The sequence below is a fragment of the Salinispira pacifica genome (assembly GCF_000507245.1).
Lineage (GTDB): Bacteria > Spirochaetota > Spirochaetia > DSM-27196 > Salinispiraceae > Salinispira > Salinispira pacifica.
In genome coordinates, this window is sequence record NC_023035.1 from 541,802 (window position 1) to 566,767 (window position 24,966).

General features: G+C 53.8%; 24 protein-coding genes and 1 riboswitch. Of the genes, 16 read left to right on the forward strand and 8 right to left on the reverse strand.

The genetic code is table 11. The annotated features are described in order from the left end of the window. Positions 1–49: 49 nt before the first annotated feature. Both L21SP2_RS02370 and L21SP2_RS02375 read right to left on the reverse strand, forming a co-directional pair. A complete protein-coding gene (locus L21SP2_RS02370; protein ID WP_024266857.1) occupies positions 50–619 on the reverse strand; it encodes a metal-dependent transcriptional regulator in 570 nt (189 codons plus the stop codon). Positions 620–787: 168 nt separating this feature from the next. Further along, positions 788–1,492, reverse strand: a complete 705-nt coding sequence (locus tag L21SP2_RS02375; protein WP_024266859.1) for a hypothetical protein — start codon at positions 1,490–1,492, stop codon at positions 788–790. A gap of 208 nt (positions 1,493–1,700) precedes the next feature. On the opposite strand from L21SP2_RS02375, the gene L21SP2_RS02380 reads away from it, so the two are divergent. From L21SP2_RS02380 to ribH, 13 genes are all read left to right on the forward strand, one after another. Continuing rightward, positions 1,701–2,597 (forward strand): HAD family hydrolase, encoded by an 897-nt coding sequence (locus L21SP2_RS02380; protein ID WP_024266860.1) that lies wholly within the window; start codon positions 1,701–1,703, stop codon positions 2,595–2,597. Positions 2,598–2,781: 184 nt separating this feature from the next. Beyond that, the gene (gene gnd, locus L21SP2_RS02385) at positions 2,782–4,236 is read left to right on the forward strand and encodes a decarboxylating NADP(+)-dependent phosphogluconate dehydrogenase (protein ID WP_041402009.1); all 1,455 of its coding nucleotides are present in this window, start codon (positions 2,782–2,784) and stop codon (positions 4,234–4,236) included. Further along, entirely contained in the window at positions 4,229–5,020 is a 792-nt protein-coding gene (locus L21SP2_RS02390) for a DeoR/GlpR family DNA-binding transcription regulator (protein ID WP_024266863.1), read from the forward strand. The genes gnd and L21SP2_RS02390 overlap by 8 nt, the downstream gene beginning before the upstream one ends. A gap of 97 nt (positions 5,021–5,117) precedes the next feature. After that, entirely contained in the window at positions 5,118–5,543 is a 426-nt protein-coding gene (locus L21SP2_RS02395; RefSeq protein ID WP_024266864.1) for a hypothetical protein, read from the forward strand. Positions 5,544–5,600: 57 nt separating this feature from the next. After that, a complete protein-coding gene (locus L21SP2_RS02400; protein WP_024266865.1) occupies positions 5,601–6,092 on the forward strand; it encodes a hypothetical protein in 492 nt (163 codons plus the stop codon). Then, on the forward strand, positions 6,089–7,468 hold the full coding sequence (locus L21SP2_RS02405; RefSeq protein WP_024266866.1) for a ferredoxin reductase family protein: 1,380 nt from the start codon (positions 6,089–6,091) through the stop codon (positions 7,466–7,468). Before L21SP2_RS02400 ends, L21SP2_RS02405 begins: the two co-directional genes overlap by 4 nt. Positions 7,469–7,580: 112 nt before the next feature. Then, entirely contained in the window at positions 7,581–8,837 is a 1,257-nt protein-coding gene (locus L21SP2_RS02410; RefSeq protein WP_024266867.1) for an ROK family transcriptional regulator, read from the forward strand. Continuing rightward, positions 8,834–9,661: an ABC transporter substrate-binding protein gene (locus tag L21SP2_RS02415; RefSeq protein ID WP_024266868.1), complete on the forward strand. Its 828-nt coding sequence runs from the start codon at positions 8,834–8,836 to the stop codon at positions 9,659–9,661. Before L21SP2_RS02410 ends, L21SP2_RS02415 begins: the two co-directional genes overlap by 4 nt. 132 nt (positions 9,662–9,793) lie before the next feature. Next, positions 9,794–9,940: riboswitch (FMN riboswitch) on the forward strand. Between the two features lie 243 nt (positions 9,941–10,183). Beyond that, positions 10,184–11,299 carry a bifunctional diaminohydroxyphosphoribosylaminopyrimidine deaminase/5-amino-6-(5-phosphoribosylamino)uracil reductase RibD gene (gene ribD / locus L21SP2_RS02425; RefSeq protein ID WP_024266871.1) on the forward strand — a complete coding sequence of 372 codons (1,116 nt, stop codon included), beginning with the start codon at positions 10,184–10,186 and terminating at the stop codon, positions 11,297–11,299. Further along, on the forward strand, positions 11,284–12,006 hold the full coding sequence (locus tag L21SP2_RS18780; RefSeq protein ID WP_024266872.1) for a riboflavin synthase: 723 nt from the start codon (positions 11,284–11,286) through the stop codon (positions 12,004–12,006). The genes ribD and L21SP2_RS18780 overlap by 16 nt, the downstream gene beginning before the upstream one ends. Continuing rightward, positions 11,999–12,754 (forward strand): 3,4-dihydroxy-2-butanone-4-phosphate synthase, encoded by a 756-nt coding sequence (ribB, locus tag L21SP2_RS02435; protein WP_024266873.1) that lies wholly within the window; start codon positions 11,999–12,001, stop codon positions 12,752–12,754. Before L21SP2_RS18780 ends, ribB begins: the two co-directional genes overlap by 8 nt. A gap of 20 nt (positions 12,755–12,774) precedes the next feature. After that, on the forward strand, positions 12,775–13,365 hold the full coding sequence (gene ribA / locus L21SP2_RS02440) for a GTP cyclohydrolase II (protein ID WP_024266874.1): 591 nt from the start codon (positions 12,775–12,777) through the stop codon (positions 13,363–13,365). 61 nt (positions 13,366–13,426) lie between these two features. Beyond that, positions 13,427–13,939 (forward strand): 6,7-dimethyl-8-ribityllumazine synthase, encoded by a 513-nt coding sequence (gene ribH, locus L21SP2_RS02445; protein WP_024266875.1) that lies wholly within the window; start codon positions 13,427–13,429, stop codon positions 13,937–13,939. A 119-nt stretch (positions 13,940–14,058) separates the two neighbouring features. Here the strand turns inward: ribH and hcp are convergent, their stop codons facing one another. Further along, positions 14,059–15,675: a hydroxylamine reductase gene (hcp, locus tag L21SP2_RS02450; RefSeq protein WP_024266876.1), complete on the reverse strand. Its 1,617-nt coding sequence runs from the start codon at positions 15,673–15,675 to the stop codon at positions 14,059–14,061. 120 nt (positions 15,676–15,795) lie between these two features. After that, the gene (locus L21SP2_RS02455) at positions 15,796–16,500 is read right to left on the reverse strand and encodes a Crp/Fnr family transcriptional regulator (protein WP_024266877.1); all 705 of its coding nucleotides are present in this window, start codon (positions 16,498–16,500) and stop codon (positions 15,796–15,798) included. A gap of 60 nt (positions 16,501–16,560) precedes the next feature. Between L21SP2_RS02455 and L21SP2_RS02460 the strand changes: the two genes are divergently transcribed. After that, positions 16,561–17,463, forward strand: coding sequence for an ATP-binding protein (locus L21SP2_RS02460; RefSeq protein WP_024266878.1), 903 nt, complete (start codon positions 16,561–16,563; stop codon positions 17,461–17,463). Here L21SP2_RS02460 and L21SP2_RS02465 read toward each other — a convergent pair. Further along, entirely contained in the window at positions 17,460–18,596 is a 1,137-nt protein-coding gene (locus tag L21SP2_RS02465) for an AI-2E family transporter (RefSeq protein ID WP_024266879.1), read from the reverse strand. The two genes, L21SP2_RS02460 and L21SP2_RS02465, sit on opposite strands and share 4 nt — an antisense overlap. Before the next feature lie 215 nt (positions 18,597–18,811). On the opposite strand from L21SP2_RS02465, the gene L21SP2_RS02470 reads away from it, so the two are divergent. After that, positions 18,812–19,885 carry a lipase family protein gene (locus tag L21SP2_RS02470; RefSeq protein ID WP_169730409.1) on the forward strand — a complete coding sequence of 358 codons (1,074 nt, stop codon included), beginning with the start codon at positions 18,812–18,814 and terminating at the stop codon, positions 19,883–19,885. On the opposite strand, the gene L21SP2_RS02475 is transcribed toward L21SP2_RS02470, so the two are convergent. Together L21SP2_RS02475 and L21SP2_RS02480 are read right to left on the reverse strand one after the other, a co-directional pair. Continuing rightward, complete coding sequence (locus L21SP2_RS02475; protein WP_024266882.1) at positions 19,882–20,340, reverse strand: DUF4956 domain-containing protein; 459 nt, start codon at positions 20,338–20,340, stop codon at positions 19,882–19,884. The genes L21SP2_RS02470 and L21SP2_RS02475 overlap by 4 nt on opposite strands. A 4-nt stretch (positions 20,341–20,344) precedes the next feature. After that, positions 20,345–21,892 (reverse strand): CotH kinase family protein, encoded by a 1,548-nt coding sequence (locus tag L21SP2_RS02480; protein WP_024266883.1) that lies wholly within the window; start codon positions 21,890–21,892, stop codon positions 20,345–20,347. Between the two features lie 86 nt (positions 21,893–21,978). On the opposite strand from L21SP2_RS02480, the gene L21SP2_RS02485 reads away from it, so the two are divergent. Then, positions 21,979–23,043: a D-2-hydroxyacid dehydrogenase gene (locus tag L21SP2_RS02485; protein ID WP_144082900.1), complete on the forward strand. Its 1,065-nt coding sequence runs from the start codon at positions 21,979–21,981 to the stop codon at positions 23,041–23,043. A 17-nt stretch (positions 23,044–23,060) separates the two neighbouring features. On the opposite strand, the gene L21SP2_RS02490 is transcribed toward L21SP2_RS02485, so the two are convergent. Next, a complete protein-coding gene (locus L21SP2_RS02490) occupies positions 23,061–24,914 on the reverse strand; it encodes a DEAD/DEAH box helicase (RefSeq protein ID WP_024266885.1) in 1,854 nt (617 codons plus the stop codon). Positions 24,915–24,966: the final 52 nt, after the last annotated feature.

Genomic DNA, 24,966 nt, shown 5'->3' on the forward strand with positions numbered 1-24,966 from the left:
ATACTCAGAGTGGTCTCCTGATTCTCATGAACCAGCACCATAGTTCCGCTTACGGAGTTTTTTTCCCGAATGGTAATTTCCGTGCCGGGAAACAGCCCCGTTCCCCGAGGAACTCCAGGAACTCCCTGCTGTCATGGTTGACCCGCATGATCCGAGCCCGTTCCTGAGTATTCAGAGCACTGAGAGGCATGCCGTCCTGACTTGAAATATTCCCGTCAGCTGCGGGGATGGGATCGCCGTGGGGGTCGGTGGAGGGATGCCCCAGAATTTCATCAATCCGCTCAATAAGTCGGTCGCTGAAGGCGTGCTCCAGTATTTCCGCCTCATCGTGCACCAGCTGCCATTCCAGTCCAAGTACCTCAACCAGAAAAAGCTCGATCAGCCGGTGTCTTCGCACCATCTTCAGTGCAAGCTCCCTGCCCCGTGGAGTAAGTTTTACCCCGGACCGTGGAAGGTACTCCACAAGCTTCTCTTCGCTGAGGCTTTTCATCATGGAGGTGACGGTTCCCGGTGTGACCTGCATAAGAGATGCCAGTTCGCCCGGCTTTACCAGACTGACGCCGGATTTTTCCGAGGCGGAATATATGTTTTTCAGATAATCTTCAGTAGTGCTGCTCACGGATACTTCCTGTGTTGTTCTCTCATGTTTTCCGGATACGTTGTGAACGTACATGGAAATGCGGCATAGCATATGCGCATACAGACAAAGCCCTCATACCTTCAGACAAAGCCCTTATAGATGATCTCCTGAATTCCATGTAGCCGGAAACTCGCCCCCCGCACATGTTTAGTATATCACCGTCCAGTAACTGTCATCCTGAATATTGCAGTCCACATCCGCCCGGATTTCGCCGCTGGCCTCTGCCATTTCCGGAAAGCTCATGGTTTTCGGCGGATTAATTTCCAGGCTGCGGATCCCGTGGCTGGTAAAACGTCTGCTGTTTTGTTCCGCTGAGTCCATCAGTATCCGGTATACATGTTCCGCAAGCCGCTCACCTTCATCACCTGGAGGGGCATACACGGCAAGGGAGCCTTTGATGCTGCCGTTGATTATCTCCCCTTCTTCTGTGAGGCTGCAATGGTCTTTCTGCAGTATGGGGATCACCAGCGGCACAAGGGGAGCGATCTGTTGACTGGAAAAATACGCTTCCATACGTTCCGGTGCGTGCTCGACCGAACTTACGATAAAGCCGGCATACCTACGGAATGGTTTGAGTTCAAAGGTTGATGTCTGCTCTTTATTGAAGATGATTTGGGATATCCAGTTGCTCTCCCGTGACACTTCCCGGTGATACAGCCCGCTGTGACCGTGAAATATAATACTGTCGAAGTCCACTCCGGGCATGGAAAAGGAAAATGAGCGGCCCCCCTGAAGGTTCATCCTTCTCTTGGGTTCCTGAATGCGAAATTCGGGATTATCCAGTAAAAAGCCACGGATCCGGTTTGCAAAATTGAGTATCACTTCGGGTTCGGTTTCGCTGGTAAGGAACATGAGATCATCCTCGCTGGTATTGTTAGCCTGTATTGAATTATACCTGTGCCGGGTGGTGGATGCAATCAGTTTTTACATTTTGCACATCTCAGTGCTCGATGCTAAGGATAAACGAAATTACGAAAGATTACGAATAACAAAGCAAAACAAAACTTTGTGGTAGACAACCTTTGTATTACCAGGTAATATTGCACAGTAAGGAGATCATATGACTGATATTCTGGAACGCATTCGTTCATTTGAGAAAACAAAGGACTTCTTTATCGGAATTGATTCTGACGGCTGCGTATTTGACAGCATGGGTGTGAAACACAAGGAGTGCTTTTGTCCGGCGTTTATCAATGTGATGAATCTTCAGGGTGTGAGCGATGCCGCCCGGGAGGTGTGGGAATTTGTCAATCTGTTTTCAAAAACCCGGGGAATCAACCGTTTTAAAGCCCTGATTCTCAGTCTGGATTTCCTCAGGGAACATCCGGAGGTGAAGAAACGGGGAGTTGAAGTCCCCCGAATGGACGCTCTCAGGGAGTGGACTGAACGAGAGTCCGCCCTGGGAATGTCGGGGCTGTTGAGAGAAATTGACGAGCACCCACATCCGGATCTTCTTCAGGCCAGAGACTGGTCCGAGGAGGTGAACCTGGCCGTGGGACGGATTGTAAGAAACCTGGCGCCCTTTCCCGCCGTGCCCGATGCACTGAAACAGATGGTCAGGCATGCGGATACCATGGTTGTGTCCCAGACCCCCGTGGCGAATATCGAACATGAATGGAAGGAAAACGGCATTCATGACTACGTACAGACCATTGCGGGGCAGGAGATGGGAAGCAAAGCTTTTCATTTGAAGACTGCCGCGTACGAAAGATACGAGCCTTCTTCAATACTGATGATCGGCGATGCACCGGGGGATTATTCCGCCGCACAGGAAATCGGCGCCCTTTTTTATCCCATCATCCCCGGCGGCGAAGAGACCGCATGGCGCAGATTCGTGGATGAGGCTCTTCCGGCTTTTCTTGACGGAAAGTACAGAGGGGAGTACGAGAAGAGTCTTCTGGATGATTTTCACCGCAGCCTTCCTTCAACCCCCCATGGAATAATACATGATTTTTGAAATATGCATATGTGAACTGTGGAGTGATGAAGTTTCAGCGGTACGTGGAAATCCGGGAAACTGCTTGAATTAACAGGAATATTCCGTATTTTCATCGGTAGATCCGGATATGACCTGTGTGTACCCACGGTTTCCGGATGCCGGTGAAAGAAAACAAATGATGATGAAAAAACAGGAGAATGATATGTCAAAAGCTGATATCGGACTGATTGGTCTTGCAGTCATGGGGCAGAACCTGGTGCTGAACATGAACGATAACGGGTATGCGGTGGCAGTGTACAACCGGACATCCGGAAAAACCGAAGATTTCATAAACGGACCGGCGCAGGACAGGCCGGAAATTTTTCCGGCCTATGAATTGGAGGAATTTGTTTCCATGCTGAAACGCCCAAGGCGGGTCATGCTGATGGTGAAAGCAGGTGAGGTTGTGGATAAATTTATCCAGGCCCTGCTTCCCCATCTTGAAAACGGTGACATTATCATTGACGGCGGCAACAGTCATTTCCCTGATTCCAACCGCCGTACCCGGGAGCTGGAAGAGAAGGGAATCCTTTTTATCGGAACCGGTGTTTCCGGCGGCGAAGAGGGAGCCAGAAGAGGCCCCAGTATTATGCCCGGAGGAAATGAACATGCCTGGCGCTGGGTAAAACCCATATTTCAGGATATTTCGGCGAAGACCTCAGACGGTGAAGCCTGCTGCGAGTGGGTCGGCGATGCGGGTTCCGGACACTATGTGAAGATGGTTCATAACGGAATTGAATACGGCGACATGCAGCTGATCACCGAGGCGTACCAGTTGATGAAAGAAGGACTGGGGATGAATCATGATCAGCTTCATGAAACCTTCGCCCGATGGAACCAGGGACCTCTGGATTCATATCTCATAGAAATTACCCGGGACATCATGGCCTTTCGGGATGAAAACGGAGAACCGCTGGTGGAAAAGATTCTGGATACCGCCGGCCAGAAAGGAACGGGGAAGTGGACGGGAATATCAGCCCTGGAGCTGGGGGTTCCGGTAACTCTCATTGGTGAAGCGGTGTTTTCCCGTACACTCTCTGCATTAAAGGATGAGCGGGTTCGGGCCTCGGAAAAGCTCAGCGGGCCGGACAGCCGATTTAACGGCGATGCGAAACAGTTTGTAGATGATCTGGAGCAGGCTCTGCTTTTTGCAAAAATTATCTCCTACACGCAAGGATTTATGCTCATGAGGGAAGCCGCGGAAGAGAACGGCTGGAAGCTGAATTACGGTTCAATTGCCCTGATGTGGAGGGGGGGATGCATTATCCGTTCGGCATTCCTGGGGAAAATCAAGGACGCATACGATGCCAACCCCGGGCTCCCAAGTCTGCTCATGGACGATTACTTCAGGGATGTGGTGACCCGGACCCAGGGGGCGTTGAGACGGGTTCTGGCTCAGGCCATTCAGTTGGGAATCCCTGTGCCCACCCTGAGTACGGCCCTGGCATTTTTCGACGGATACCGGAGCGTACGGCTCCCTGCAAATCTTCTCCAGGCCCAGCGGGATTATTTCGGTGCCCACACCTATGAACGGGTAGACCGGGCCAGAGGTGAGTTTTTTCACACCAACTGGACCGGCAGCGGAGGGAATGTTTCCTCAGGGACCTACGATGCCTGAATCAGCATCTTTGCAACCCAGACATGAAAGCATTATCCGTCTGTTACAGAGCTTCCGCCAAATAACCGTGGCGGAGCTCACCCAGAGGCTGGGTGTATCTCAGGTGACCATTCGCAAGGATTTAACCCACCTGGAGGAGCAGGGGCTGGTACAGCGGACCCACGGCTCGGCCCGGCTGGCACAGAACATCGGGGTTCTGCCCAGTGTCCAGGATCGGGCCACCAGTCATGCAGAGGAAAAGCAGGCCATTGTTCACCGGGCCCTGGAGCTGATTGCCGGGGATGATGCGGTGGCCATTGATGCGGGATCCACGAATTTGATGCTGGCAAGGGAGCTCTATGCGAAGCCTCTGAGGATATTTACCAACAGTCTGGATATAGCCTCCAGCCTGCGCTCCTCCCTTTCCGTGAGCCTGACGCTTTCCGGCGGCAGCTTCCGGCGTGAAGCAGGCAGCTTTATCGGTCCCATTGCGGTGGAGGCTGTGGAAAAGCTCCGGTTTGATATTGCTCTCATCGGAGCCACCAGCTTTACAGCCAGGGGAGAATTTTTTACCCAGAACAGCATTGAGGGATCGGTGAAGCAGGCGATGCTTCGGTCTGCAGCCCGAAGAGTTATCCTTGCGGATTCCTCCAAATTCAATGCCCGGGGATTCTCCAGGTTTGCAGCGTCCGGAGAAGTGGATCTTCTGATTACCGATGAGGGTTTTACCCAGGCGGATGCGCTGCGCCGGGAGGGTGTGGAAGTCCTGTTGGTTTCGCCGTACTCTCCATCTTCGGAAATGTGAGGCAGTGCATCACTCATGGCGGCCGTAATCCCGCCGCTGCTCCCAGGGAAAATATGGTACATAGCGAAATAATCTTATTTGAGTTATAGTTGAATGTATGTCCGGTTTTGCAGCTCATGGTGAATATCAAATAGTCGGTATCGGAAGAGTACTTGCAGTGAAAGTTTCCGGTTCCTGGAATGCGGAGGGAGCGGAGCGCTACCGGAAGGAATTGGAGCACAGCCTCATTTCCATGGCCGAACAGCCCTTTGGTCATATTATTGATGTTCGGAAGTGGGAACTTGCAACCCCCGAAGCTATGGCCATACTAAAACGTCCCCAGCCTGAAATTGCCCGGCGCAATAAGATTTTCAAAGCCCAGATTATACAGAAAGCATCCCTTCCCTCGCTGATATCCCTGAACACCATAGACCGGGAAGTGAAGGATATTTTTACCGTTTCCCGCTTCTCGGAGCTGAAGGACGATCTTCTTTGGAAAATTCCAGATGCGGATATATCTGCGTTGGAGCAATTTTTTGCATAAAATTTTTCTCCGGAATAAATATTAGTTATATTCTAATAAAATTACGGAGGGTATTATATGCAGCGAACAATAGCTCTTATTATTCTTTCAGTTTTTCTGATGTTTCATCTGAGTGCGTCCGAAGGCACATACGGTCCTGAAAGTGCTCAGGAACGAATTCTCATCTCCTACGAACCCACCAGGTTTAAAAACCGGCTTCTGGATCAGCTCCTTGAGCGAATCAACACGGGAGATATGTATATACAGGTAACCGATCACAGTTCCCGGGGACTGGAAGGCCTGCGGGCACAGGACTTTGATGCGGTTTTCATAACCAACAGCGGAGCCACCGCAAAGGTCAGACCCTGGGTAATTGAATGGCTGAATGATAACGGAGGGAATCCGGAGAATGTGATTCTTCATACAACACAGATTACCGATTGGGAACCCAAGGTAGAAGTTGACTCGGTAACATCCGCCTCCTATACCAACAGAGGCGAAATCGAATCACTGGCAGAAGAATTTGTACGGGAAATACGAAGTAAACTCTCTGCAGGGGGAGGAGAATGAGAGAACCCCGTTTCTCGCTGATGCGGGTGTTCCTTCCTCTGCTGGGAATTCTGTCGCCGCTTTTTCCCCTTTATGCATACTTCCGGGGAAATTTCTACAATGTTCTGGAACCGTTTTCCCTGGCCATGATTTTCGGAATTACTGCATATATCTATTTTCTGAATGTGCTGATAATTTCCACCAGAAAAAAGTTCCTGGACAGATACTTCGGCCACGACCGGGTGATGCAGTTCCACGGGTATATGGCAACGGCAGCATTTGTGTTTGCCGTGATTCACCGCCAGTTAAAGATTGCAGTATTTCCTGTTGTAAACCTCCAGACGCGTCTGGGAAACGCTGCATTCATAATTTTCCTGACACTCATAGCTGTGACGGTAATTATTATGGTGCCCGGATTAATCCACAGGTTTGCTCCATTTGCGAAACTGCGGAACTTCATCACCCGAAAACTGGGTCTGGATTACAGCATATTGAAGTTCTTCCACAATTTCCTGGTCCTGGCGGTGCTGTTGCTGAGCTTTCATGTGTTTCTTGCATCTTCCACCCAGGAAAGCTGGGGTCGGATCATCCTCATGGCTCTCTGGAGTCTCACTGCCCTGGTTTTCTGGCTGGATCATAAGCTGTTCCGCCCATTCCGTCTAAAGCGGATGAACAGTCGGGTTGAAAACATTAATCTTCTGGAGGGCGATATACGGGAGCTGTACATTCGGCCTCCGCAGAATTTTACATTTACCCCGGGACAATTTGTCTTTGTGGGTTTTCCCGGAAGCAAGGCAGGGAATGATGAACATCCGTATACAATTTCATCTGCGCCAGGTGATTCAATACTGCGGATATCTGCGAAGAACCTGGGAAATTTCAGTAATTCTCTTCGCTTTCTGCAAGAGAATGATCCGGCTCTCATCGATGGTCCCTACGGGCGGTTCTACCCTCCCCGGGACAGGGATGAAGAGCTGATATTCATTGCCGGAGGAATCGGGATTACGCCCCTGCTTTCCATTCTGAGAGACATGGCAGAATCAAAGCCATCCCGGGAACAGAAAATTGTTCTGTTTTGGGCGGTAAGGAGCCCCGAGGATTTGTGCTACCGGGAAGAAATCGTTGAGGCAGGAAAAAAAATCAACAGCATGAACCCCGGAATGTTTCATTTCGTCCCCGTTGTACAGACCCGGGGCTCACAGATCCCTGAGGCGGAGGAAGGATTTCTGACTCAGGAGATCATTCGTAATCATTGTGAAGCCCGTGATATGAAAATTCCCCATGCCCGGGTATATTTCTGTGGGCCGCCTGCCATGCGCAGATATCTTTTTCCGAAACTTCACCAACTGGGAATTCAGAGGAAGCATATTCATTTTGAAATGTTCTCCTTGGGATGAACAGCTTCCGGCGGTGATTCTGTGATTGTATCCTCGGCGAAGATTGCTGGATGATCCTCCCGCAGATATAATGTAGATCCACTGCAGTGATGCATGATCAAAACGGGAGCATATGGAACAATACGCCAGGGGTGAAAAGACCAGCTACAACTATTACAAGGTATTGCGAAGCATATGGCTGCGTCACGGCATCAGCCGAATGGAACTGTGTGAACTTCTGGGACTGGATAAAGCCACAATCAGCACCATTGTGAACTCCCTCATACATCAAGACATGGTGTATGAGGTGCCCCGGTCAGCTCACGCTTCCAAGCCCGGCCGCCGTCCGGTAGGTTTGTCTGTTAATCCTGAATTCGGATGTGCGGTTGGAATTGAGCTTCATAGAGACGGGCTGCACTGTGTGGTAACGGATATGCATCATCGGGAAATTCTCACCCGGAGCCTCACTGCCAGACTGGAGCCGGAGAACATTCAGGGACTGGTTCGTCAGCTCTTGGATGAGCTACAGGCAGATAATGGGATTGAGCCTCATCAGATTTTAGGCCTGGGCGTTTCGGTTCCGGGAGTGGTGAATCAGAAGGCGGGACTTATCAGCCATGCATCGGAGCTGGATATTCGGGATACAGCTTTTAATTTCCGCAGTGATGTTGAGAAGGCCCTGGGCATCTCCTGCATGCTATCAAACGATGCCAATGCCTGTGCCTCAGGCATTCTGACCAGTCACCGGAGTGAAGCCTACAGCAACTTTCTGTTCGTGTATTTTTCCTTCGAATCTCTCCGGGATACTATTCAGGGCGAAAATGATCACCTCAGCGTGGGGCTGGGTATAGTGATCAACGGTGCCCTCTACGACGGTCCCAACGGCACCGCCGGAGAATTTGTGGGGATGGGCGGAGGTTCGCCCCGGCGGGGACAGTTCAGCCTGAGTTCCCGGGAGCTTGATTCTTTCAAAGAAAATTATGAGGTGCGCCGGAAATTCCTGCATGAGCTGAGCGAGCACATCGGCTTTCTGGTGAACGTGTTCAATTTCACCCAGGTGTTTATCGGCGGAGATCTGGAATATTTTGAAGATAACATTGCCGAGCTCACTCTGGCTGCGGCCAACGCACACTGGCCTTTTCAAACTCCGGTGGACTGCAATGTCACCATTCTTAAGGAACAACGGCATCTGCCGGCACGGGGTGCGGCGGGGATGCTGCTTGACAGCTTTTTTTCCGTTCCCGGTTTTGAGGACAGCGGATACTTCGATCTTCGAAGCCGGTTATTCCGCAGAAGGGAGCAGGGAAGCACCGGGAATAGTAACGGAGCACAGAGTAACGGCGGACAAAGTAACGGCAGACAGGGTCACGGGGGGCGAAACGGCGTATGAAGATCAGCTGCCATGTATTGGATAATGAATTTGAGCTGGATGAAAAGCCCCGGAGAGTTGTGAGTCTCAACCCCGGATTCAGTGAGGCCATTGTTGAGATGGGTGCCGGTGACCGGCTGGCGGGAATTTCATCCTACTGTTCCCGGTTTATCAGTCCCGGGGAGGCCGTGGTGGCCGGGGACTATTTGAAGGCCGATCACCGGGTTTTGAAGGAGTTGGATCCGGATCTGATTCTCATCACCACGGGTGTACAGCTCCGGCTGGGCCGGGAACTGGTTCGCGCCGGGTATCCGGTGTACGCCCTGCCGCTTCCTTCCAGCTTTCACGGTATTCTGGAAAATATAATAAACATTTCCGCCCTCTGCGGAGTAACCGGGCTGGGCCGGGAGCTTGCCCGACGCCTGGAGGACTCGGCCCGGACGATTTCCGCTGCCACTCCCTGGGAACGGGATAACGCTCCCGGAGTGTACCCCGAATTATGGTTCGGGCTTCATCCCCGGAGCATAGGCGGGCGAAGCTACATTCACGACATTATCCGGATTGCAGGGGGACATCCCCTTGGAGTGGAGCTGGCTGACTCCTACACCATGCTTGATTTTGCACGGGTTGAACAATCCAGGCCCGGTATTTTTCTGGGCTTTCATGAACCTGAGTACCCCATGGATTTCCCGCTGGAGGCGGAAAAACGGGGCTGGAGCTGGCTTGAGCCCGGACAGATTATTGTGTCCACAACCGAAAAAGGGAAGAATATTATTCACGACGGACCCTCTCTGGTTCAAACTGCCTCATGGCTGCAGGAGCAGATGGTGAAGTCCCTGAACTGATCCCCGGTGAGCAGGTCTCCGGTGTACTGATCTCCAATGAGCAGGTCTCCGGGTAAAACCGGGAAAAAACATCGCATGATTGTTTCCGTCGAAAAAAAACTTGACGATTCATCCAGTAATAGATATTATATTATCGATTTTCAGGGCAGGGTGAGCCGTAAACTCGTTGAGTTCGGCGGCAATTCCTGACCGGCGGTGACAGCCCGCGACTCCTGCATGCAGGATTGAACCGGTGTAATTCCGGTGCCGACGGTATAGTCCGGAGGGAAGAAAATCGACCCGGGTCTGCAGCTTGCGGCCCCGGAACAATCGGGATCCTTCACAGGTTCCCAATCTTCCGAATGCATAGCCCTGAGTACTGTCTTTGTCTTGTGTGACAGAGTCGGCTCAGGTTTTTTTATGCACAAACGGAATTCACACGCGTTCTGGCTCCAATGCCTGCCACCGTGGGAGTTCCGTCTGCCCCGATCATCAGATTCTCCGGGGAGCTTTCCACGGCTCCCCATGATACAGGAGTTTCAGATGAGAGATGAAACCTGGATGAGCAAGGCAATAGAACTTGCTGAGAGAGGGGGGCGGAATGTTTCCCCCAACCCCCGGGTGGGTGCTGTTATCGTTGAGAACGGAACGGTAATCGGTGAAGGCTACCATGCCCGGTACGGCGGCCCACATGCCGAACGGGCCGCAATAGATGACGCACGCAAACGCACCGGCCGTCACACATTTCCCCAAGCAACCATGTACTGCACTCTTGAGCCCTGCTGCCACAGCGGCAGGGGAAAGCATCAGCCCCCCTGCACCGGCGCCATTCTGGAAGCGGAAATTGCCCGGGTAGTGATCGGTCACCGGGATCCCAACCCGAAAGTAAACGGGAGAGGTGTTTCGGTTCTGGAATCGGCGGGCTGCAGAGTTGATCAGAATGTGATGAAACCCCGGGCCGCCGCACTGAACCCCGGTTTTATCCGCAGAATGAAAACCGGCAGACCCCACGTAACAGTCAAAATCGCCCAGAGTCTTGATGGACGAATAGCCGCAGCATCGGGAGATTCAAAGTGGATTACCGGCAGTCAGGCCCGGGCTGAAGTTCACAGAATGAGGGCGGATCACGATGCCATCCTTGTGGGCTCAGGTACCGTTCTTCAGGATAATCCCCGCCTCACAGTACGTCACAGCAGCGGTCCGGATCCTCTGCGGATTGTTCTGGACGGCAGACTTCGCACTCCTGCAGACTATCGGGTTGCCGGAGCCGGAACGGTGTTTTTCTGCGGCATCCATGCAGATCCATCCAGGATCAGGGAAATGGAAGCTGCAGGAGCTCAGGTTCGGATTCATTCCGTCCATGACCGCTATCCATTGGAGGAAGTTCTGGATGAACTGGGAAGCATGGGGATCAATTCCCTTCTGGTTGAAGGGGGCTCGGGAATTTTCACAGATTTTCTGAGATACGGTTTGTATCAGCGGCTGGAGGTGTTTACCGCCCCGGTGATTCTGGGCTCAGGGGTGAATGCCCTGAATGACCTGGGGCAGGCCACCATGGCTGATGCCAGGCACTTCGTACATGCCAGCTGGCAGGATGCAGGTGACGGAAACATCCGTCTTACCGCCTATCCCGAGGAGGAAGCATGTTTACCGGACTGATTGAAGAGCTGGGAGTCATGCAATCACTGACCTCCATAGGTTCTGCCGGAGGGGACAAGGCAATGCGCTTGAGAATTTCCGCTCCGGGCATTGCACCGGAGCTCAAAATCGGAGATTCGGTGGCGGTGAACGGAGCCTGCCAGACGGTCACCGAATGTTCATCCGGGGATTTCACCGTGGAATGTCTGGGAGAAACCCTCACAAAAACCAATCTGGGGAGTCTCTCCCGGGGACAGGCGGTGAATCTTGAACGGGCTCTCCGCATGGGAGACAGGTTTGACGGACATATGGTTCAGGGTCATGTAAACGAGACGGCTTCGGTGGTCTCCATTGAGCAGAGGGGAACCAACAGGTATCTGAAGGTGCTGCTTTCTGACCAAGCAGCGGCAATGTGTATTCCTGAAGGCTCCATTGCCATCGACGGTATCAGCCTGACCATTGCCCTGTTGTATCCCCCCCGGTCCGGACATCAGGCTCTGGCGGTGAATGTGATACCCCATACCTGGGAGAACACTTCATTAAAACATCTTTCTCAAGGGAGCCGGGTGAACATTGAAACCGATATGATCGGCCGCTATGTGGCCCGCTTATTGGAACCCGCCCGGGTCTCCGGGGATCAGGAGAAAGAGAAAACCGGCAAAGGCAGACGGGCTGAAGCCGGCCGCAGGCTCTACGATCTGCTCACAGGAGGAAACGGCTATGAATAATATACCCGCAGCACTTCAGCGCATACAACACGGCGGAATGGTCCTGGTGGTTGATGATGAACATAGGGAAAACGAAGGGGATCTCATCGTCGCGTCGGAGTTTGCCGATGAACAGGCCATCGCATTTATGGCCATCCACGGCAGAGGACTTGTCTGCATGGCCATAGAACAGGATACGGCGTCCCGGCTGGAGCTTCCGCAGATGGTGGAGGATAACAGCGAGGGAATGAAGACCGCATTTACCGTGAGCGTTGATGCCAAGGCCGGCACCACTACGGGTATCTCTCCGGCGGACCGGGCCCGGACCGTGCAGACGATTCTCAACCCCCGCAGCCGTCCGGATGATCTGCTGCGCCCGGGCCACCTGTTTCCCCTTGTGGCCCGCTCCGGAGGGGTGATGGAGCGCCCGGGGCATACCGAGGCGGCGGTGGATCTGGCCCGGCTGGCCGGACTCAAAGCTTCGGGGGTAATTTGCGAAGTCATGGATGATGACGGCAGCATGGCCAGGCTCCCCAGGCTGAAGGAACTCGCCCGGGAATGGGATATCCCGCTGATCAGCATAGAGGATCTCATACGGCACCGGCAGGAAATCGAAAGCTCCCGGGCCGGGGACACGCGGACGAAGGGTCAGTGCGAAGGTGAACCGAATCAGCGGCCGGATCATGGACCGCAAGAGAGGATCAACGAGCCGCCGAAGGCTCAGCCCGGCATTCCCCCCGGTCAGTCAACACTCCACGGATTCCGCTGAGCGCCGCCGCCAAGGCTTCCATGCCTCTGGAGGCCGGAGAATTCCACATTCTCGGTTTTCCGGGAAACGGAACGGATGAACCCGAGGCATTTGCGCTGGTACTGAATATGGATAATCATGAAGAGTTCAGCGAACCGCCTGTGGTGAGAATTCACTCCGAATGTCTTACCGGCGAGAGTCTGGGTTCTCTCCGCTGTGACTGCGGATATCAGCTGCAGGAAGCTCTCAGGCAGATCAAAAAAGAGGGCCGGGGCGTACTGGTGTATCTCCGGCAGGAAGGCCGGGGAATCGGGCTGATGAATAAAATTAAAGCCTATGAGCTTCAGGACCGGGGTGTGGACACCATGGATGCCAACCTGATGCTGGGACATCCTGCGGATGCCCGGTCCTTTGTGCGGGGTGCGCACATCCTGCACGGCCTGGGGGTGGAACGCTGCCGCCTGCTTACAAATAATCCCGATAAAATACACGCACTGGAAAAGGCGGGAATTCGGGTGGATGCCCGCCTTCCCATTGAGAAACGGCCGGACCGCTACAGCCTGTCCTACATGCAGACCAAGCAGACGCGGTTCGGACATCTATACAGTTTTGCAGAGCCGGGAAATCCCTGAACAGGTACTTCCGGCAAAATCACATATATATTACCCGGCACAACGGGAAAAGGATGAACACATGAGTACAGAACAGTCAGCTTCAACAGAAATACGGCATTACGAGGCACAGTTGAATGCGGGAAGCAAACGTTTTGCAATAGTTTCTGGACGTTTCAATGATTTGATCAGTGACCGGCTGGTGGGAGGCGCGGTGGATTGTCTGCTGCGTCATGGCGCCGGGAAGCAGGAAATCTCAATTGTGAAGGTGCCCGGAGCATTCGAGATCCCCCTGGTAGCACGCCGGCTGGCTCTTTCCGGGAAGTTTGATGCGGTCATCACCCTGGGAGCGGTGATCCGGGGGGCAACCCCGCATTTTGAATATGTATCTGCCGAGGTTTCCAAGGGCGTAGCCTCAGTGGGGCTGGAAACCGGTGTACCGGTAATCTTCGGGGTGCTGACAACCAACAGCATCGATGAAGCCGTGGAGAGGGCCGGAACCAAGGCGGGCAATAAGGGCTGGGATGCGGCAATGTCCGCCATCGAAATGGCCGGACTCATGGATATTCTCCCTCCGGCCCCCGAAAAATCCTGAGTTAAAGCGCCGGACAGGGCCCGGGGATGCCCGCAGGTGAGGCATCCCCGTATTCCGGCCCGTTCTCCGCCTGCCCTCAGGCGGCTTCACATTTGCTCCGGCGGTTTCACATCTTCGACTCAGTTTCCGGCCATGATGCTTTGTACATCTTCTTCCACCTCTCCGGTGGGTTTGATATTGAAGTTTTCCACCAGCACCTTGGCCACATTGGGTGAGAGGAAGGCGGGCAGGGTGGGCCCCAGTCGTATCCCTTTTACACCCAGGGACAGCAGGGCAAGGAGAACCGCCACCGCCTTCTGCTCATACCATGCAATATCGTATGAAATAGGCAGTTCGTTAATATCATCCAGACCGAATACCTCTTTCAGCTTCAATGCGATCAGCGCCAGGGAGTAGGAGTCATTGCACTGTCCCGCATCAAGGACCCGTGGAATGCCTGCGATATCCCCAAGATCCATTTTGTTGTATCGGTATTTGGCACAGCCGGCGGTGAGAATCACCGTGCTGTCCGGTAGAGTTTCGGCAACATCGCTGAAGTAGGACCTGCCTTTCTGACGTCCGTCGCAGCCGGCCATCACCACGAAGCGGGAAATGTCGCCGTTCTTTACCGCATCCACCACCTTGTCCGCAAGGGAGAGCACCTGGGCGTGGGCAAAACCTCCGGTAATCTCTCCATTCTCAATCTCTTGAGGCGCCTTGCATTCCAGGGCCCGAGTGATCAGGGGGGTGAAATCCTTCTTTCCGTCCACCTCTTCAATGTGGGGGATATCCGGATACCCCACCACGCCTGTGGTGAAAATTCTGTCCTTGTAGGCATCCCGTACGGGAACAATACAGTTGGTGGTCATGAGAATGGCTCCGTTGAAGGAATCAAACTCCTTGTCCTGTTTCCACCAGGCATTGCCGTAATTCCCGACGAAGTGATCATATTTCTTGAACCTGGGATAGTAGTGGGCGGGAAGCATTTCCGAATGGGTGTAAATGTCCACACCCGAGTCTTTGGTCTGCTCAAGCAGCTCTTCAAAATCCTTCAGATCGTGGCCCGATACCAGGATGCCCGGCCGGTTTCCAACACCGATATTCACTTTGGTGATTTCTGGATTTCCGTAGTGTTCGGTATTCGCGCCGTCCAGCAGGGCCATGGTTTTGACTGCTGTTTCGCCGGTCTTCAGGGTGAGGGCGATAAGCTTCTGCATATCCTGTTCGCTGAGCAGGCTGTCCAGGGTTGAGAGGAGGAAGGCCCAGATCTCATCGTTTTCATGGTTGAGAACCGCAGCATGGGTTGCGTATGCACAGATGCCCTTCAGTCCGTAGGTGATCAGTTCTTTCAGGCTTCGGATGTCTTCGTCGGGTTCGGACATGATACCGACTGCCCGGGCGTAGTTTTCCCATTCCGCTTCCCGGGCATTCCAGTTGGCAGCGCTGTGTTCTGCAGACGCTCCCCTGGCCTTCAGTTCCTCACGTATGCTCAGGGCTTCCCTGATCATTTCCCGTATGCGGTCATTGTGGAAGTTGGCATTGGTAATGGTTGCAAAGAGAGCCCGGGCGCAGAATCTGGCCACAGGACGGCTGTGATCATCGATTTCCTGACTGAGACTGCGGCTGAGGGCGCTCACACCCTTCAGGGTGAAAATCAGCAGATCCTGAAGCCCGGCGGTCTCGGGGGCTTTTCCGCATACTCCCCGGATGGTACATCCTTCGCCTTTGGCGGCTTCCTGACATTGGTAGCAAAACATGGTGGTCTCCTTGGGTACATGGTTTCCGGCTAAGGGCGCGGCGCCCAGCCGTATACCCAATCTACCCCCGGGTTCCGTGGGGTGCGGTAACATATGTTACCGGAAGGAGAAAAAAGCGGATTAATCGTTTTGACAGCTTTCGATAAGCGCGCTGCGGTTCTGAATTCTGTAAGAGCGCCCGCTGCGGGATATCAGCTCCTGATCAACCAGGTTGCCCATCACCCGGCTCAGGGAAGGACGGCTAACGCCGAAAAGCTCTGCCAGGGTTTCCATGGAGTAGGGTAGGTTCAGAAGTTTTCCCGGGCTGCGCTGGTCCAGCTCCAGGAGGTAGGTGCACAACTTCTCCCGGATGGTGTGGAATTTCATGAAGCGCAGTTTATCCGCCAGAAAGTGGATGCGGTTCCCTGCATCCTGAAGAAGTGTGCGAAGGAGCTTGGGATCTTCTCCGGCCATTTTGAGAAGCACGTCCCGGTGAATACTGATGGTGTGTGCGTCCACCACTGCGGTAAGGGAGACCGGTAGATGGTTATCGTCTCCAAACAAAATGCCGGCGGCCACCGGACTGGGTGCATGGAGACTTTCAACCTTGAGAGTGTGCCCCTGGGCATCGCTGATTTCCGCGCTCAGTTCACCCTGAACAAGAATCATGAGGCTCGAATATTCATCCCCCCGCTGTGCAATCAGGTTCCCGCTTTCATGCCGCCGGGACGAGAAAGGATAACGGCGGAAAAGACGAGTCAGTTCATGGAGATGTAAATGGGAGAACAGTCCGCAGTCCTGAAGCTTTTCTGCAATTTCATCAGAAATAGTATCCGTTGGTAACATATGCTACCGATCATATCATGGGCTGAGGGTAGAATCGAGGCGTTAATCGGAGGTGTATACATGATACGTGATATTATCGAAATAGATGAAGATCTGTGCAACGGCTGCGGGGAATGCGTACCCGGCTGCCATGAGGGTGCGCTGCAGATTGTCGACGGAAAAGCACGGCTGATCAGCGAGCTGATGTGCGACGGTCTTGGAGCCTGCGTGGGACACTGCCCCACCGGAGCCATGACCGTGGTGAAAAAGGATGCTCCGGCCTACGATGAGGTGAGAGTAATGAAGGAAAATATTATTCCGGCGGGAATGAACACCATCCGTGCTCACCTCAGCCACCTCAGAGATCACGGGGAGCTGGACTTTCTGGCCCAGGCCATGGGAGTGCTGGCGGAAGCAGGCATCAATCTGGAAATTGAGCAGGAAATGGGGCCGAAAATGGGCGCAGTGGGAAAATCCGGAGTTGAGGTACAGCATGACATGACCCCCGCCGGCGGAGGCTGTCCGGGATCGGCGGCCCGGACCCTCAGACAAAATGCGGCCACGTTTCAGAGTACTCCTGACAGCGGCAATGTTCCGGCTTCTTCCCAGCTTGCCCAGTGGCCGGTACAGCTGCATCTGCTGAACCCCTCCGCACCGTATCTGCGGAATGCCGACCTTCTGCTGGCGGCGGACTGCAGTGCATATGCGGTGGGAGATTTTCATCAGCGCTTTCTGAAAGGCAAGGCCCTGGCCATCGCCTGTCCCAAACTGGATCAGGGAATGGAATCATATCTTGAGAAACTGACCGCCATGATCGATTCAGCCGGAATCAATACCATCACTGTGCTGATGATGGAAGTTCCCTGCTGCGGAGGGCTGCTTCAAATTGCACAGGCCGCAGTATCCCGGGCCCGGCGGAAGGTTCCGGTAAAGAAAATGGTGGTTTCCATAGAGGGCGAACTGCTCGGCCAGGAATGGGTTTAAATCAGTTCCTGAATGTACTTTTTCTTCAGAAGCCGCCAGAACACCACAATAAAGGCGGTGAGGGGGATGGCCAGCATCATTCCGAACACTCCCCCCAGAGCGGTGCCCCAGAAAAATATTGAGAATATGATAAGAGCCGGGTGCAGCCCGGTTCTGTTTCCCATAATCCGGGGAGTAAGCAGATAGCTTTCTATGGCCTGGACGATTGCGAACACCAGCAGCACCAGAAGACCAAGACCGATTCCTCCCCCTGAGCTGAACAATGCCATGGGAATGGCTACTGCCATGCCCAGCAGGCTTCCCAGGTAGGGGATAATATTCAAAAGTCCCAGTACAAAGCCGATAACCGCTCCGTAGGGAAGTCCCACCAGGGCGAAACCCAGGCCGAAGAGAATGCCCTGGAGAAGTGCAATGATAATCTGACCCCGGAAAAAGGTCAGAAGTATGCTGATGAACTGATCCGCAAGATACACCACATCCTTCCGGGTGCGTTTTTTCAGGAAGGGGAGAAACTTGTGAAGCATACGGATATCGAAGGGGGGTGCCAGGAGAAAAAATACCAGGTATACCGGCGTTACCAGCCATGCGAGAATATCTGTTATGGATGCCGCGAGCCCCTGGGCCGATCCGGTAATTGCGGTAGAGATGTTGTTCAGACTGCTGGAGAACAGGTCTCCGGGGTTGCTGAATACTTCGTCCAGCCGGCTTTCCAGCCCGATCTGCTCAAGTATGCTCTGTACACCGGCAAATAGACTCTGAACAGTTTCCCACATGCTGGGCAGGAGGGCAGATAGATCTTCAATGAGCCGGGGAATCTGATTCACCGCATACACGGTTCCCAGCCATATGAGGAGCCCCAGGGGAATCACCGCTGCAAGAAACAGCAGAATCAGGGCCGCAACCCGTGAACCCCGGCTGATTTTCATGAACAAATCGAAGACCGGCTGGAGCAGGAGGGCGAGAAACAGCGCCAGTACCGGGGGCATGAGCACCTGCTGAAACGCAGCCACAAAACGGGAAAGCCCCAGCAGGGCCAGTACTGCAGTGGCTATAATGCCCAGGGCTGCGGCCAGGGTGATGGCGGCGGTAATGGTTGTCTTTTGACGGGGACTGAATTTCAGCTGATCTGCCAATTGTGCACCTCTATCGCATGGTCTTCATGGGTATGTTCCGGTTTCCCCGGAACTCGGGATTTTACTATATAATATATCATAGCCGCTTCAACGGAGAATGAGAAGCCTGAAATATGTTGAAAGCCGCTGCCCGGCCAATGCCGGGAATGGCTGCATGATGAAACGGCATACCCCCGCCGGCGGGGTGGAAAGATGTCTGAATTGAGAGTATGAGAATGAAAGAACGGAAATCTGTTGAAAACATGGACCGCAGTTCCATGGTTCCCCCAAGTATGGACTATGAATATTTTCAGGGGGCTGAAAACAAACCCTTTGAACCTGAAGCCCGGGAATTTTCCCCGGCAAATGCGTGGTGGCTGTCGGAGGCGTCCTTCCTTTCATACTGTCATCCGGGTTTTGCACGGATGGCGTTGAAGCTGGCTGGGTTCCCGGGTTTTCGGTTTTTCCAGGGGACGGGAACGGAATGCATGGTTGCCTGGAACGATGAAACGGTGATCACCGCATTCCGGGGAACGGAAATGCGGAGCATTTCGTTTTTCTATGAGCTGATTACCGACCTGAATGCATTTCCCGTGGAGTTTGAGGGCGGTGGAAACGTCCACCGTGGCTTCCGGGATGCTCTTTATGAGATATGGGAAGATACGGAGGACGGTGAAGAAGGTCTGCAGTCATTTCTCAGGTCTTTGACCGGGGATGGGCCTGCAGCGGAAGATGCCGGCGTGGGAGTCGGCGGGCCCACCCCGAACAAGGACACCGGGCGCAGCCTCTGGTTGTGCGGTCACAGTCTGGGAGGTGCACTGGCGGCCCTGGCATTCACCCTGATACCCCGGGCGGCGGGCCTGTATATCTACGGTGCGCCGAGGATCGGCGACGGAGAGTTTGTCCGTCAATCGGAAGGCCGTCAGGTATTCCGGGTTGAGCATAAGCTTGACCCCATCCCCATGGTGCCCCCGGATCTTCCCAGAATCAATTTGAATTTCAGCGATCTGGGAACGCTGATCTATATCGATGACAGGGGAGTGCTGAAATCTTCAAGGCCCCGCTTTTCGCTGGAGAAGGAAAAAGCGATGGTTCAAAAGATGTACCGGAGGCAGACAAAGCGGAGAAAAAACATCTCCGGGATCGCCAAAGGGTGGTGGCGCAGGCTGGTATCCCACTTTAAACGATCACGAAGGGAATGGTCGGCGTATTTATCTGCCCTGGAAAAAAAAGCGGGGATGGACATGAGTGATCACATGCCCATCCACTATGTGGTCAGTCTGTGGAACCATCTGCTGGATTCCGACTAGACCTGCAGATTCTGTTCAGCTTCCTCTTCACTCTGACGTTTGATTTTCAGCTGCCAGGATATTGCTTCCATAAGATAAATGCTTCCCAGGATTGATATATTGGCCAGGAGAATTTCCAGTATATGGAGCCCGGAAGTGAGGGTTGAGTTCAGTACCCCGAGAATAATGGAGACGAACAGATATGTCATCTCTTTCATCGCGATGGGCCGGGTGCGGTAGCGCAGGACCGAAAGCACCGCAAAGATTCCGAATGCGAATGCGGTGTCTATCTGAACCCGGCTGAGAAAGCTGGCGGTGAAAAAAATCACAATATTGAATACCACGAAGCTGAAAAAACTTTTCCGTCGCCGGGAGTGTCGGAAAAAAATCAGAAACACCAGAACGGATATCACCGAAATATCAATCACAAATCGAAGCAGGAGCTGAAGAAACAGGGGATTGTCGTGGAAAAACATGGCTCTACTCCCCCTCCTGATCTATCAGTTCGGGATAGAGCCGGGAGATATCCTCCAGGGCGGTTTTTCTCCGTTGCCGGAAGAAGTTGATCCGATCCTCCTGCTCACTGAAACCCAGACTGTAGTCTTCAAACTGGGACCAGTCCGCAGTGTGGTCACTGAGCTCCATGTTATCTCCGGTGTCGTTGGCAATATGTCCGCTGATCTCTTCCATCCAGGGGGTGATCCGCTGCAGCACCGCCCCGGCCGCGAGCAAACCGCCGTCCTCGTCCAGGAGTTCAAGAATATATTCGGCGTAGCGCTGCCGGTACTCGGGAACGTTCAGCACTCTCTGGAACAGAGGCCGGCTTCCCGGCTCCACTGCATCAGGATTGAATATATCCATTTCGGCGGGATCCACCATGGCGGCGGTACCGAAGGTGTTATCCAAATCGTAGGGGATGTAGTGCCACCGCGAATCCTCATCATTGTAGAGATAATAATTATTCTGATTGATCCAGTAGTCGTCCCAGCTGCCGATGAGAGTTCCCACCGCCGCTGCCCGGAGAAGGGTGTCCACGGCGATGTGTTCTTCCGCCCAGGCGGGGAATTCGGCATTGCTGAGGGTGTTCAGCCGGGTAATGAAACGGGTGAACTCAGCCTTCGCCCGGTCCAGTTCGTCTTTGTTGGTTTTCAGATCATAGGGAAAGGAGATGCCGTTGTCCGGATCTTCCAGCCCCATTTTGTCAGAGGGATCCTGTTCATCAAGACCTGCGGGCCAGAGGCATTTCCACAAATCTCCGTCGTCATTTGAACCGTAGCGGTCTTTCAGCAGTTCCTTTTCGAAGGCTTCCATCAGCTGATACACGCCGTGGTAGGAAATAGAATCGTCGCCGGAAATGAGAAGGAAAAGACGCACATGGGTGCTTCGCTGAACTCCGGTAACCCCGAAATCTCTCATCAGTTCCAGGGCGAGGCGTTCCCGGATATAGCTGGGATCTCCGTTGGCCCGCTTGAGAATCAGGTTCTCCTGACCATGAAATTCCTGGTTAGTCTGATAGTCCATTTTCAGGCGGTAATGAGCCTGGTTGTAATCCGGGTTGCCGCTGTTGTGCACCCGGGCGTTTTCCGGTTTGACCCTGCTGAAGGTGTTGCCCCGGATCCGCAGCCCGATCCCCGTGAGGCGGCGGCTGACTTCGCCGTCCAGGAAATACATTTCCCCGGCAATATACCGTTCATTCTGGGGGTTGGCATCGTAGTTGGAAAGCAGGAGGTTCCACTGTGAGGGTTCAACCACCAGAAGAATGTCCCTGAGACCGTTCTCTCCGCCGGGTATTGCCTCATAGTCCCCGGTCTGAAAGAGATAGTCAGAGGGAAGATCAAGGAGGTCGCCCTGAGCAGGCCGGGTGCCCTCCAGGAAGTCGGCAATGAGATCATCTGTTGAAATCCTGTTCTGAATCTCCGGTGAGCTGGCGCAGGAGCTCAGGAAAAAGAGCAGAACAAGAGAGAGGGTGAGGAACCCGGCCCTCCGAATCTGGTGAAAAAAGGCTGGAAGCTTATCATTTTCGTACATCAAACGAGTGTACCACGAATTACTATTCACGAGAGGAGAATATTTCAGGAATTTACTCACACGCCCATGGCCCGTATACTGTGTTCATGAAGGATTCCCCGTTACATGCAGACTATAGACCCCGGCCCGCAATCAGACGGATTCTGGTGGTGGGCGGCATAGCAGCAGAAATGGAACAGCTCCTTCCCTCGGTTCTGTCTGTTTTTTCCGGATATCGGCCTGAAGTTGACAGGGACGGCACCTCGGGATTGAGACAGCCGGAATTCCGCTTCTTCACTGAAGGAAGTCCCGGAAGCGGTGACTATGACTGGGCGGACGCTCTGGCTGCGTTTCGTCCGCCCCCTTTGTTTGAGCCGGAAAAACTGAACTGGATTCATGCCCTGGGGGCGGGAGTGGAGGACTTTGTCTCCCGGCTGCAGGGGGTGGCCGGGAAGGACCGACCCATGCTCACCAGAACTACTTCGGTTTTCGGTCCCATCATCGCCGAATACTGCCTTGGTCATATCCTTGCGGACATGCAGAATCACCGGATCTATGCCCGCCAGCAGCAGCACAGGCAGTGGAAACAGCATTCTCCATGTCGTTTGGCCGATTCCCGGATATTTATATTAGGGGCTGGAGATATCGGGTCGGGAATCGCTTCAGTGTTTACCGGGATGGGATGCCGGGTCCGGGGACTTGCCAGGACGCCAGGTGCCCGGAAGGGCTTTGTTTCGGTCTATACACCGGAGGATCTGCGCTCCGGAAGTCCTCATGCAGAGGAGCTCGGCGAAGTGCTGGCCCGGGCGGATATCGTCATTAATATTCTTCCCCATACCGGAGAGACGGAAGGCTTCATGGATGAGGAGTTTGTGTCCCGTCTGGAGGGGGCACTGTTTATTAATGCGGGCAGAGGTTCGGTGATCCGGGAGGATCTTCTCCTGCAGGCACTGAATGCCGGAAAGATCCGCCGGGCAGTTCTTGATGTGTTTCCAAAGGAGCCCCTGCAGCTCCAATCCCCCCTGTGGAATAGAGAAGATGTGGTCATTACCCCCCATGTAGCCGGCCTTACCGGCGCCGAAGATGCACTGAGGGTTCTTTTCCAGCGGCTGGAGGCAGTTTCCCGGGGTGATATCCGTGAGTATGTGGTGGATATTCCCCGGGGATATTAAGAGCCGGGCCGGTACGACTAGTTTCGGCCGCTCTTCTTTCGGGCTTCCGATCTCTTGCCGCCCCGTTTGCCGCCTTTTCTGCCGCTCCTGCCGCCGGAGGGTGCTGAACCGGAGCCGCTTTTTCGCCCGGATCCGGAGGAGACAATTTTGGCGGAAATGGTTTTTCCCCGGTACTGATAGTTATCCAGGGCGCCTGCTACCATGGAGCTGTAGCGGGAATCCACCATCATATTGGAGCTGGCCGAATCAATATCGATCCGTCCGATTTCTATGTGCCTGAGCTTGGTGGCTTCGTTCACCATTCCGATGATTTGGGGCGGAAGAACCTTGTCATTCCTGCCCACATTCACTGAGATTATATCGAAGGATTCCGCCCGGGGACCGTCTTTGCTGAACGGCTTCTCCTTGCTTCCCCTTCGGCCGTCCCGCCTGTCATCCGATCTGCCGTCCCGGCGGTCCCGGCCGCCTCTGTCGGCATTATCTCTTCTGCCTCTGCCCCGTCTTCCGTCCCGGTCGTCGTATCTGCCCGACTCCCTGGCGTGCTCGCTGGGGTTGAGGTCGCCGGCATCCTTGTAGTAATCCAGGAAGCGGTTGAATTCCAGGGAAACAAAGTGTTTCAGCAATTCCTCCCGGTCCAGAGCTGCCAGTTTTTCCTCAATGATGGGCATGTATTTTGCAATCCTGCTTTCATCCACCTGGACGTTGTGAACCCGGTCCACCAGGTGCATTAGCTGATGTTCACAGATTTCCTGGCCGTCGGGCACCCGCATGCGGGCGATTGTGCCGTTCATGCTCCGTTCGATTCTGCGGATTTTGCCTTTTTCCTTCATGTTGATGATGGCCACAGAGTGTCCCGTTCTGCCGGCCCGTCCCGTCCGTCCGCTTCGGTGAACGTAGTTTTCCGGCTCATCCGGGAGGTCGTAATGAATTACATGGCTGAGATGGTCCACATCCAGGCCCCGGGCAGCAACATCGGTGGCTACCAGGATTTGGGTTCCGCCGTTCCGGAAGTTTTTCATCACCTGATCCCGCTGAGCCTGGGAAAGGTCGCCGTGGAGGGGAGCGGAATTATAGCCGTCCCGGATCAGGTGTTCTGCAATGTGCTGGGTGCTTGCCTTGGTTCGGCAGAATACGATTCCGTAAATTTCCGGGTGTGAATCCAGCAGGCGTTTCAATGCGTGGTATTTATCTTTGCTGTGTACCATGCAGTAATTGTGGCTGATGGTATCCGCACTGGCGTTTTTCGTGCCCACCTTCACTTCGCTGGGATTCTCCATGTAGGTGGCGGCAATCCGGGCTACTTCAGGCGGCATGGTTGCAGAAAGCAGAATAACCCGCTTGGCCGAAGGGGTTTGCTCCAAAATCTCATCCAGTTCCTGTTTGAACCCCATATTGAGCATGATGTCCGCTTCATCCAGAACCAGATTGGTAATATTGCCGATGTCTATCTTTTTCCGGCGAATCAGGTCCGCAAGGCGGCCGGGGGTGGCCACAACAATTTGCGAGCCCCTGCGCAGTTCCCGGATCTGATCGCTGATGCTTGCACCGCCGTATACTGTGGTGATTCTGATGCCGGTGAGATTACGGCTGAATTTGTTCATTTCATCGCTGATCTGGAGAGCCAGTTCCCGGGTGGGGGAAAGAATCAGCGCCTGGGGAGTGGTTTCCTCTGCCCGGGCGACCTCCAGGAGGGGCAGGCCGAATGCTGCGGTTTTTCCCGTGCCGGTCTGTGCAAGTCCGATAAAATCCCGTGCGGGATGTTCCATCAGAAGAGGCAGGGCCTGCTGCTGAATTTCTGTGGGTTCAGTGAACCCCATATCTGTGAGTGCGCTGAGAATGCGCTCATCCAGTTGAAAATCTGAAAACGTCATTATGTATCCTTCGCTACCTGACCACCAAATTTCTCCGCCGGATATGTATCCG

Coding starts and splice junctions, on each gene's coding strand:
- ribD (WP_024266871.1), top strand. CDS start 10,184: ATGAGAGATGAAACCTGGATGAGCAAGGCAATAGAACTTGCTGAGAGA.
- L21SP2_RS02395 (WP_024266864.1), top strand. CDS start 5,118: ATGTCCGGTTTTGCAGCTCATGGTGAATATCAAATAGTCGGTATCGGA.
- L21SP2_RS02480 (WP_024266883.1), bottom strand. CDS start 21,892: ATGTACGAAAATGATAAGCTTCCAGCCTTTTTTCACCAGATTCGGAGG.
- L21SP2_RS02415 (WP_024266868.1), top strand. CDS start 8,834: ATGAAGATCAGCTGCCATGTATTGGATAATGAATTTGAGCTGGATGAA.
- L21SP2_RS18780 (WP_024266872.1), top strand. CDS start 11,284: ATGTTTACCGGACTGATTGAAGAGCTGGGAGTCATGCAATCACTGACC.
- L21SP2_RS02390 (WP_024266863.1), top strand. CDS start 4,229: ATGCCTGAATCAGCATCTTTGCAACCCAGACATGAAAGCATTATCCGT.
- L21SP2_RS02460 (WP_024266878.1), top strand. CDS start 16,561: ATGATACGTGATATTATCGAAATAGATGAAGATCTGTGCAACGGCTGC.
- L21SP2_RS02490 (WP_024266885.1), bottom strand. CDS start 24,914: ATGACGTTTTCAGATTTTCAACTGGATGAGCGCATTCTCAGCGCACTC.
- L21SP2_RS02475 (WP_024266882.1), bottom strand. CDS start 20,340: ATGTTTTTCCACGACAATCCCCTGTTTCTTCAGCTCCTGCTTCGATTT.
- ribB (WP_024266873.1), top strand. CDS start 11,999: ATGAATAATATACCCGCAGCACTTCAGCGCATACAACACGGCGGAATG.
- L21SP2_RS02470 (WP_169730409.1), top strand. CDS start 18,812: ATGAAAGAACGGAAATCTGTTGAAAACATGGACCGCAGTTCCATGGTT.
- gnd (WP_041402009.1), top strand. CDS start 2,782: ATGTCAAAAGCTGATATCGGACTGATTGGTCTTGCAGTCATGGGGCAG.
- L21SP2_RS02410 (WP_024266867.1), top strand. CDS start 7,581: ATGGAACAATACGCCAGGGGTGAAAAGACCAGCTACAACTATTACAAG.
- L21SP2_RS02405 (WP_024266866.1), top strand. CDS start 6,089: ATGAGAGAACCCCGTTTCTCGCTGATGCGGGTGTTCCTTCCTCTGCTG.
- L21SP2_RS02485 (WP_144082900.1), top strand. CDS start 21,979: ATGAAGGATTCCCCGTTACATGCAGACTATAGACCCCGGCCCGCAATC.
- ribH (WP_024266875.1), top strand. CDS start 13,427: ATGAGTACAGAACAGTCAGCTTCAACAGAAATACGGCATTACGAGGCA.
- L21SP2_RS02455 (WP_024266877.1), bottom strand. CDS start 16,500: ATGTTACCAACGGATACTATTTCTGATGAAATTGCAGAAAAGCTTCAG.
- ribA (WP_024266874.1), top strand. CDS start 12,775: ATGCCTCTGGAGGCCGGAGAATTCCACATTCTCGGTTTTCCGGGAAAC.
- L21SP2_RS02380 (WP_024266860.1), top strand. CDS start 1,701: ATGACTGATATTCTGGAACGCATTCGTTCATTTGAGAAAACAAAGGAC.
- L21SP2_RS02400 (WP_024266865.1), top strand. CDS start 5,601: ATGCAGCGAACAATAGCTCTTATTATTCTTTCAGTTTTTCTGATGTTT.
- hcp (WP_024266876.1), bottom strand. CDS start 15,675: ATGTTTTGCTACCAATGTCAGGAAGCCGCCAAAGGCGAAGGATGTACC.
- L21SP2_RS02375 (WP_024266859.1), bottom strand. CDS start 1,492: ATGTTCCTTACCAGCGAAACCGAACCCGAAGTGATACTCAATTTTGCA.